Below are 8,984 nucleotides of genomic sequence, written 5' to 3' on the forward strand. Positions count from 1 at the left end.
GACTCTATGGTGACCCTGGCTGAAAACCCCCTGCGCGTTGGCCTCAACCAAGAGCGCGTTCCGGATCCCTGTATCCTGGTACAGTTTGGCGCTTCCGGGGATCTGGCGGCCCGCAAGCTGATCCCGGCCTACTACCGGCTGTTTGTGCAGCGACGGCTGCCGCCGGAGTTTACCTTGGTGGGAGTGGCCCGGCGCGATTGGAGCCACGAGATCTATCGGGACAAGATGCGGGCGGCCCTGGAAGAATTTGCCCCCCAAGATCTGGGGCCAGAAGCCCTCTGGCAAGACTTTGCCCGCCGCCTGTTCTACTGTCGCCTTGATCTTGGCGATGCCGAGGGCTACCTGCGTCTCAAGCAATTCCTCGGCCAACTGGATGAGGAGCGGGCCACCCGCGGCAACCGGGTGTTTTATCTGGCGGTGGCGCCGGACTTCTACGCCCAGGCCATCCAACAGTTGGGGGCAGCCGGGATGTTGGCTGACCCGGCCAAAACGCGGGTGGTGATTGAAAAACCCTTTGGCCACGACCTCACCTCGGCCCAGGAGCTGAACCGCATCGTACAGCGGATTTGTCAGGAAGAGCAGGTCTACCGCATCGACCACTACCTGGGCAAGGAGACGGTGCAAAACCTGCTGGTCTTCCGCTTTGCCAACACCATCTTTGAGCCCCTCTGGAACCGCAACTACATCGACCATGTGCAGATTACTGTAGCGGAAACGGTGGGGGTGGAGGATCGGGCTGGCTACTACGATGCTGCCGGTGCTCTGCGGGACATGGTGCAGAACCACCTGATGCAGATCTACTGCCTCACTGCTATGGAGCCACCTGTCTCATTACGCGGCGACGGGGTACGCAACGAAAAGACCAAGGTGTTGCAGGCTACCCGCCTGGCGGATCTGCGCAATGTAGCCGCGGCAGCGGTGCGAGCCCAGTACGGCCCCGGCTGGATTGCCGGCAAGCCGGTGCCAGGCTATCGCCAAGAGCCCAATGTCAACCCCAACTCGCAAACCCCCACTTACGTGGCCCTGAAATTGGAATGCGACACTTGGCGGTGGCAGGGAGTGCCCTTTTACCTGCGCACCGGCAAACGCTTGGCCAAGAAGGTCTCCGAGGTGGCCATTTACTTTAAGCAGGTGCCGCTCTCTCTTTTTCCTTCGGCAGCCCGGGAGGTGAGCCCCAACATCCTGGTGCTGCGCATCCAGCCCAACGAGGGCATCTCCCTGCGCTTTGAGGCCAAGATGCCGGGGCCAGAGATCCGCACCCGCTCGGTGGAAATGGATTTTCGCTATGGAACTGCCTTTGGGTCGAGCACCCCGGATGCCTACGAGCGCCTGCTGTTGGACTGCCTGCTGGGGGATCCCACCCTATTTACCCGCGCCGACGAGGTGGAAGCCGCCTGGCGGGTGGTGACACCGGTGTTATCGGCCTGGGAGGCGCCGCCTGGCCATGACAAGGGCGGCAATGCCGCACCGCCGCTGTACACCTATGAGGCCGGCACCTGGGGGCCCAAGGCCGCCGAAGACTTGCTGGCCCAGTCGGGGCGGCGGTGGCGACGTCTCTAGTTTGTTTGAATCGCTGCCCTCACCCCCGGCCCCTCTCCCAAAGGGAGAGGGGAGTTAGAGATGGTGCTCCGCGCCGCCGGCGCAAACATGCATCTGGTTGGAACCAGCCCTGGCAGGAAGGATCCCCGGTTGCTGCAGCTAACATGGGCATGACCTGTTTTTGCGTGGGTGTCATGCCGCCACTGGTATTCCGGCTACCTGTCCGGTTTTTGCTAACCTTGCCGCTGGGCTTTGCCATGGTGTTGGGGGTAGGGAGAGGGGATCCCGCTCGAGCCCAAGTATTGCTGCACCTTCCCCTGCCCAATGGGGAGTTGATGCGGGCCCAGGCCCTGCAACTGGCCACTGACTCGCTGCGGCTGGCCCAGTTTGGCCAGACAGAAGAGGCGCTGCGCCGCTTGCAACTGGCGGTGGCCATGGTGCCCAACTCCTCCGAGCTGCTCTATGTTTTGGGCAACGTCCACCTGGAGCGGGGAGACTACGCCCAGGCGGTGCAAGCGCTGCAGAAGGCCCGCGCCCTGGCTCCTGACGACGCCGATATTCTCTACTCGCTGGGAGCGGCTTACTTGCGACAGGGCAGCTACTTTGCCGCCGCCGAGGCTTTGGAACGGGCTGTGGCCCTGCAACCGGATAACCCCAACGCCCGCTTCCAACTGGGCAATGCTTATCTAATGCTGGATCAATGGGATCCCGCCCGGCGGGAATATGAGAAGACCCTGGAGTTGGATCCCGCCTATTGGCCGGCCATGAACAACATCGGCTTGGTGGACTACGAGCAGGGAGATCTCGACGCTGCTATCGAGCGCTGGGAACGCACGATAGAGATGAACGACTCTGTGGCAGAGCCCTACTTGGCCTTGGCGACCGCTCTCTACATTCGGGGAGAAACCGGACGAGCCGAGGAGCTGGGGGCCAAGGCTGTGCGCCTGGATCCCAGCTATGCCCGGCTAGAAGTGCTGCGGGAGAACCTGTGGCGGGAGAAGCTGCTGCGGGATGTGCAAGTTCTCCTGCGCAGCCGCCCCGTTGCCGAGGCTCTGCAGCAAGCTGCCGTCGAGCAGTTCAACCGGCAGATGGGGCTCTCAGAAGAGTAGGCTCAGGGGCCGCCCAAAGCAGCTTGGGCCGGGGATCCCGCGCCCATCCGTTCCTGCAGCCTCTCAACCTTGGCCCGGATCCGCTCGGCAATGCCGACGCTGTTCAAGCCCAGATCCGCCAAGGACTCCTCAGGAGTGGCGTGCTCCACCCACACATCCGGCACCCCCAGGCGCAACAAAGGCACCCGGATATCGGCATCCAGAAGGGCTTCCCCCACTGCCGAGCCAAACCCGCCCATGAGGCAGCCCTCTTCTACTGTCACCACCAGGCGGCTCTGTTGGGCCAGGGGCAGGATCAGCTCGGTATCCAGAGGCTTGGCGAAGCGGGCGTTGACCACAGTGGTGGAGATACCGTGTTCCTTCAAAATCTCCGCCGCCTGCAAACTGGGATGCACCATCGACCCATAGGCCAGGATCAGCACCTCGCCGCCGCTGCGCAGCACCTCGGCTTTGCCGATAGGAATGGGCTCCCACCCTTCCTCTGCCAGGGGCACCCCCACGCCGGAGCCACGCGGGTAGCGCATGGCAATGGGGCCTTGGGTGTACTGGATCCCGGTCACCACCATGCGCTGCAGCTCCGCTTCGTCTTTGGGGGCCATCAGCACCATTTCGGGGATGCAGCGCAGATAGGCAATGTCGTACATGCCCTGGTGGGTTGGGCCGTCAGCTCCCACCACCCCCGCTCGATCCAAGCAGAAAAAGACCGGCAACTTTTGGATGCAGACATCGTGGATGATCTGGTCGTAGGCCCGCTGCAGGAAGGTGGAGTAAATGGCCACCACCGGCCGCATCCCCTCGCAGGCCATACCGGCAGCCAATGTAACAGCGTGCTGCTCGGCAATCCCCACATCTATAAACTGATCCGGCAGCTTTTCCTTGAGTTTGTCTAGGCCGGTGCCAGTGTCCATGGCCGCCGTAATGCCGATGATACGGGGATCCCGCTCCGCCAGCTTGCAAAGGGCATGGCCAAAGACCTTGCTGTAGCTGGGGGGCTTGGGCTTGCTGGGCGGGTAGGGCTTGCCGGTGGCCAGGTCAAAGCGGGATTGGGCATGATACCCCACCTGCTCCGCTTCCGCTGGCGGGTAGCCTTTGCCTTTCACCGTGGCCACATGCACCAGCACTGGCCCAGAGATGCCGTGGGCCAACTCAAAGGCATCCAACAATTCTGCCAGGTTGTGGCCGTCCACCGGCCCCACATAGGTGAAGCCCAGCTCCTCGAAGATAATGCCGGCCTTATTGTTCTGCACGGCGGTAACCAGCTTCACCGTTTCCTTCATGCGGTCAATTTCCGGGCTGAGGCTGGAGCCAACCAGAGGCAGATTCTTGAGTTGCTCCTCCAGGCTGTCGGTCAAAAACTGCACCGGCGGGCTGAGGCGTAGGCGGTTTAGATAGCGCGGGAGCGCCCCCACGTTGGGGGAGATGGACATGCCGTTGTCGTTGAGAATCACCATCAAGTTGGTCTTGGGCAGGTGGCCGGCGTGGTTGATGGCTTCATAGGCCATGCCCCCTGTCAGGGCGCCATCGCCGATAACGGCCACCACCTTGAAGTTTTCTCCCCGCCGGTCGCGGGCAATGGCCATGCCCAGGGCTGCCGAGATGCTAGTAGAGGCGTGGCCGGCCCCGAAGTGGTCGAAGCGGCTCTCGCTGCGCTTGAGGTAGCCAGAGATACCCCCCTTCTGGCGGATGGTGTGGAAGTTGTGGTAGCGGCCAGTAAGCATCTTGTGGGCATAGGCCTGGTGCCCCACATCCCAGATCACCTTGTCGCGATCCAGGTCCAGGGTTTTGTAAAGGGCCAAGGTCAGCTCCACCACTCCCAGCCCCGGCCCCAGGTGACAGCCGACTGGGGAGTTGGCAGCCGTTTGCAAGTGCTTTTCGCGGATCTGGCGGGCTAGGCTGCGCAACTGGCCGAGGTTTAGGTTGCGGAGCTGGTTGGGGTGAGTGATTTCACTCAGGTGCATAGAAGACGAGTCCTTTCGGTGCACTCCCACTCTAAATCATCCTTTTCCCAAAGTGGCCGGTTGCCCCAGCCACCTCCTCAGGTGGCCGACAGCGGCCAGGGATCCCTTGGTAGGGTTAGCATCGGACAAAGGCCCAGCTTCTCGAGGTGGCCTTGAATTGGCTTGTTGTTGCCTATGAGGATTGCCGATAACATCACTCAGCTCGTTGGCCACACGCCGCTGGTGCGGCTGAATCGGATCCCGCAAGCGGAAGGATGCCGGGCGGAGATCGTGGTGAAACTGGAGAGCTTTAACCCGGCGGCATCGGTAAAAGACCGCATTGCCGTCAGCATGATCGAGGCAGCGGAGCAAGCCGGCTTGATCACTCCTGGCAAGACCATCTTGGTGGAGCCCACCTCCGGCAACACCGGCATCGGCCTGGCTATGGCGGCAGCAGCCAAGGGCTATCGGCTAATCATCACCATGCCCGAGAGCATGAGCCTGGAGCGGCGGCTGCTGTTGAAAGCCTACGGAGCAGAGGTACATCTGGCCAGCAGCGCCGGCGGCATGGGGGAGGCTATCTGGAAGGCGGAAGAGATTGTGCGCCGCACCCCCAACGCCTACATGCTGGGCCAATTTACCAATCCCGCCAATCCCCAGATCCACGCCCGCACCACCGGGCCCGAGATTTGGGAGGACACCGATGGTCAAGTGGATATCCTGGTGGCGGGGGTGGGCACCGGCGGCACCATCACAGGGGCGGGCGGGTTTCTCAAAAGCAAAAAACCCTCGATTCGGCTGGTGGCCGTCGAGCCCAAGGCAAGTGCTGTTCTAAGTGGGGGGCGGCCCGGCTTCCATCGCATCGAGGGCATTGGGGCAGGGTTTGTGCCCGATGTGTTGCGGCGCGACTTGCTGGATGAGGTGATTGCAGTAGACGACGAAGAGAGCATGGTCTACAGCCGCCGCTTGGCCAAAGAAGAAGGGATCCTCTCCGGCATTTCTACAGGCGCGGCCCTGGCCGCAGCTATCCAAGTGGGGCGGCGACCGGAAAACGCCGGCAAGCTGATTGTGATGATCCAGCCCAGCTTTGGCGAGCGCTACCTCAGCACCCCCCTCTTCCGCGACCTGGAGCGGGAGGAAGCCGATGCCGGGATCCTGAAGGCCAACCCAACCTAAGCCAGGAATTCCCCCAGGGAGAGCTCCTCCAGTCATTTCCCCAACATCCGAAATCCATCCGACGCTCAAAATTCGCCAGCCAGGGCTGCCACACAGCGCTCGCACAGCTCTGGGTGTTCGGCAAACTCCCCCACGCGGGTGGAATAGTTCCAGCAGCGCACGCATTTTTTCCCATCCGCCGGCTGAACGACAACCTGCAGGTCTTCCTCTGCAGGGTCAGCCTTGACCAGCTCGACTTGGGAAGTGATGAACAAGTAGCGCAGCTCTGCCGCCCGCTCTTCCAAGAGGGAGTACAGATGGGGATCCGTCACCTTCAAGATCAGTTTGGCCTCGGTGGAAGCGCCGATGAGCTTGTCGGTGCGGGCTTGCTCTAGGGCTTTGTTCACCTCCTGCCGCACCGCCCGCAGCTTTTCCCAGGTGGCCGCCAACTGGGGATCCCGCCACTGCTCTGGCAGCTGCATCCAGCCCCCTTCAAACACCGAGCGGGTAGGCTTGGGGTAGGGAAGGTAGCTCCAGATCTCTTCTGCGAGGTGGGAGAGCACGGGGGCGATGGCCTTGGCCAAGTTCTCCAGCAACAGCGACAGCACCGTCTGACATTGCCGCCGCCGCCGGCTGCGGGCGTGGCTGATGTAGAGGCGATCCTTGCCAATATCCAAGTAGAAGTTGGAGAGATCCACCACGCAGAAGTTCTGAACCGCCTGGAAAAAGCGGTAGAACTGGTAGCTTTCAAAAGATTCAGTGATTTCCTCTCCCACCTCCTTTAGGCGGTGCAAGATGTAGCGATCCAACTCCGTCAATGCTGCAAAGGGAACGGCATCCTGCGCTGGGTTGAAATCATAAAGGTTGCTCAGCAGAAAGCGGGCTGTGTTGCGGATCTTGCGGTATACATCCGCCATCTGCCCGAGGATGGTCTTGCCTATTGGCACATCCCCAGAGTAGTCCACACTGGAGACCCACAGCCGCAGCACATCGGCGCCATAGGCGGGATCCGTCTGGGGGTTGCTGCCGCCGTTGATGAGCACCAGGGGATCGATAACGTTGCCCAGGGATTTGCTCATTTTTTGGCCCTTTTCGTCCAGCACAAAGCCGTGGGTGAGCACTGCTTTGTAGGGGGCACAGCCATTGACGGCCACGGAAGTCAGCAAGCTGGACTGGAACCAGCCCCGGTGCTGGTCGGAACCTTCCAGGTAGAGATCCACCGGGTAGCCCAGCCCCTGGGCCTTGGCCACCGCCGCCCAGGAGGAGCCGGAGTCAAACCAGACATCCATGGTGTCTGTGCCCTTGCGGTAGGTGCGGCCATTGCGGCGGTACTGCTCCGGCAACAGCTCTTCCACCGGACGCTTCCACCAGGCGTCGGATCCCTCCTGGGCAAAGATGGCTTTGATGTGCTCGAGGGTCTCGGCCGTGAGCAGAACCTCGCCCGTCTCTTCGTCGTAGAAAACAGGGATGGGCACACCCCAGGCCCGCTGGCGGGAGATACACCAGTCGGAGCGCTCTTTGACCATGGCGGTGATGCGGTTTTCCCCTTCCGGCGGGATCCAGTTCACGGTTTTGATGGCCTGCAGGGCCAGCTCTCGGAAGCCGGCTACAGACGCAAACCACTGCTCCGTGGCCCGGAAGATGGTCGGCTCCTTGGTGCGCCAGTCGTAGGGATATTTGTGGTTGTAGGGTTCTTCCTTGAGCAGGGCGCCGGCAGCCTGCAAGGCTTTGATCACGGCAAGGTTGCCGCTGGTCTCCGGCTTTTTGGAGAGCACATCCAGCCCGACAAACTGGGATCCGGCCTCGGCGGTGAATCTCCCCTGCTCGTCCACAGGGCTGAGGATGGGCAGGCCGTACTTTTGGCCGGTTTTGAAGTCGTCTTCCCCGTGGCCTGGCGCCGTGTGGACAATGCCGGTGCCGGACTCGGTGGTGACGTAGTCCCCCAAAACACAGAGGCTGGCACGGTCAAAGAGGGGGTGGCGTCCCTGGCAGTATTCTAAGGCGGATCCCGGCAGCGTGGCCTTGACCTCTAAGGGGGTCTCCAGAACTTTCTCCAGCCGCTGCCGCAGATCGGCAGCAATCAACAGCAGGCCGAAGCGGGGAGACTCCACCACCGCATAGGTGAGCTTGGGGTTGAAACAGAGGGCCAGGTTGGCCGGGATCGTCCACGGGGTAGTGGTCCAGATGGCCACCCGCAAGCCCGGCAGAAAAGGCTCCAAAACCGGCTGCGCCGCCGGGCTGAGGCTCTGCAGAGGAAAAGCCACGTAGATGCTGGGGGAGACGTGGTTGTCGGGATATTCCAGCTCTGCTTCCGCCAGGGCCGTCTGCGAGCTGGGACTCCAGTGGACAGGCTTGAGGCCGCGGTAGATGTAGCCTTTGAGGGCCATCTGACCAAACACCTCGATCTGGGCCGCCTCGTACTCCGGCGAGAGGGTCAGGTAGGGCCGATCCCAATCCCCCCATACCCCCAGCCGCTGAAAGCTGGCCCGCTGCACGTTGACGTAGTGCAGGGCGTACTCTCTGGCCTTTTGCCGCAGTTGCAGGGGGGTAAGGCTTTCCCGCTCCTGGGGGGAGAGGCTTTGCAGTACCTTTAGCTCAATGGGCAGGCCGTGGCAATCCCAGCCGGGCACATAGCGCACCTTGCGCCCCCGCAGAATGTGGTACTTGTTCACAATGTCTTTGAGAATCTTGTTGAGGGTGGTGCCCATGTGGATGTCGCCATTGGCATAGGGCGGCCCATCGTGCAACACAAAGGGATCCCCGGGATTGGTTTCCGACAGACGCTGATAGATCTGTTCTTCCTGCCAAAAGGCTTGGATGGCGGGCTCCCTCTTGGCGGCCTCCGCCCGCATGGGAAACTGAGTTTGCGGCAGGTTGAGGGTACTTTTGTAGTCCACGGCAATTTGAGCAGGCTAAAGGGCGTCCTTCTATCCTACGCTGTTGCTCTCTCCTCAGCGGTGTCTCCTGAGATCCCCCTTGTTGGAGCCCTCTTGGGGAGAAGGGATCCGGCCCGCCAACTTGGTAAAGATTTGTGCTAGCCTCAGGATGTCGTTGAGTAAGGGAGGTTCCTGCGGATGCCAGATAGTAGTAGTTGTAAGGGTCGTCAAGTTGGGTTCAGCCGGCTGTGCGCCGGGGCTGTTCTCTAACGGCCTGAACTCAGATCCTTAGCTTGCTGAGGAGTCTTCGCGTTCTGGCTCGCTTGGAGTTCCTCCCGGCAGTCAGGTTCCAGTTGAAGGCCCGCTAG

The 8,984-nt window shown here is 61.7% G+C and carries 5 protein-coding genes; 3 read left to right on the forward strand and 2 right to left on the reverse strand.

The window, feature by feature from the left end:
• The first annotated feature begins 6 nt into the window (after positions 1–6).
• Positions 7–1,560 (forward strand): glucose-6-phosphate dehydrogenase, encoded by a 1,554-nt coding sequence (zwf, locus tag NW863_RS09020; protein WP_414365877.1) that lies wholly within the window; start codon positions 7–9, stop codon positions 1,558–1,560.
• 173 nt (positions 1,561–1,733) lie between these two features.
• Positions 1,734–2,648 (forward strand): tetratricopeptide repeat protein, encoded by a 915-nt coding sequence (locus NW863_RS09025; RefSeq protein WP_414365873.1) that lies wholly within the window; start codon positions 1,734–1,736, stop codon positions 2,646–2,648.
• A 2-nt stretch (positions 2,649–2,650) separates the two neighbouring features.
• Here NW863_RS09025 and dxs read toward each other — a convergent pair whose 3' ends face one another.
• A complete protein-coding gene (gene dxs, locus NW863_RS09030; RefSeq protein WP_414365874.1) occupies positions 2,651–4,606 on the reverse strand; it encodes a 1-deoxy-D-xylulose-5-phosphate synthase in 1,956 nt (651 codons plus the stop codon).
• A 174-nt stretch (positions 4,607–4,780) separates the two neighbouring features.
• Between dxs and cysK the strand changes: the two genes are divergently transcribed.
• Positions 4,781–5,761, forward strand: coding sequence for a cysteine synthase A (gene cysK / locus NW863_RS09035; RefSeq protein WP_414365875.1), 981 nt, complete (start codon positions 4,781–4,783; stop codon positions 5,759–5,761).
• A gap of 65 nt (positions 5,762–5,826) precedes the next feature.
• Here cysK and ileS read toward each other — a convergent pair whose 3' ends face one another.
• Positions 5,827–8,592 (reverse strand): isoleucine--tRNA ligase, encoded by a 2,766-nt coding sequence (gene ileS / locus NW863_RS09040; RefSeq protein WP_414365878.1) that lies wholly within the window; start codon positions 8,590–8,592, stop codon positions 5,827–5,829.
• Between the last annotated feature and the right edge of the window lie 392 nt (positions 8,593–8,984).

This window comes from Synechococcus sp. B60.1 (genome assembly GCF_047462555.1).
Taxonomy (GTDB): Bacteria; Cyanobacteriota; Cyanobacteriia; order Thermostichales; family Thermostichaceae; genus Thermostichus.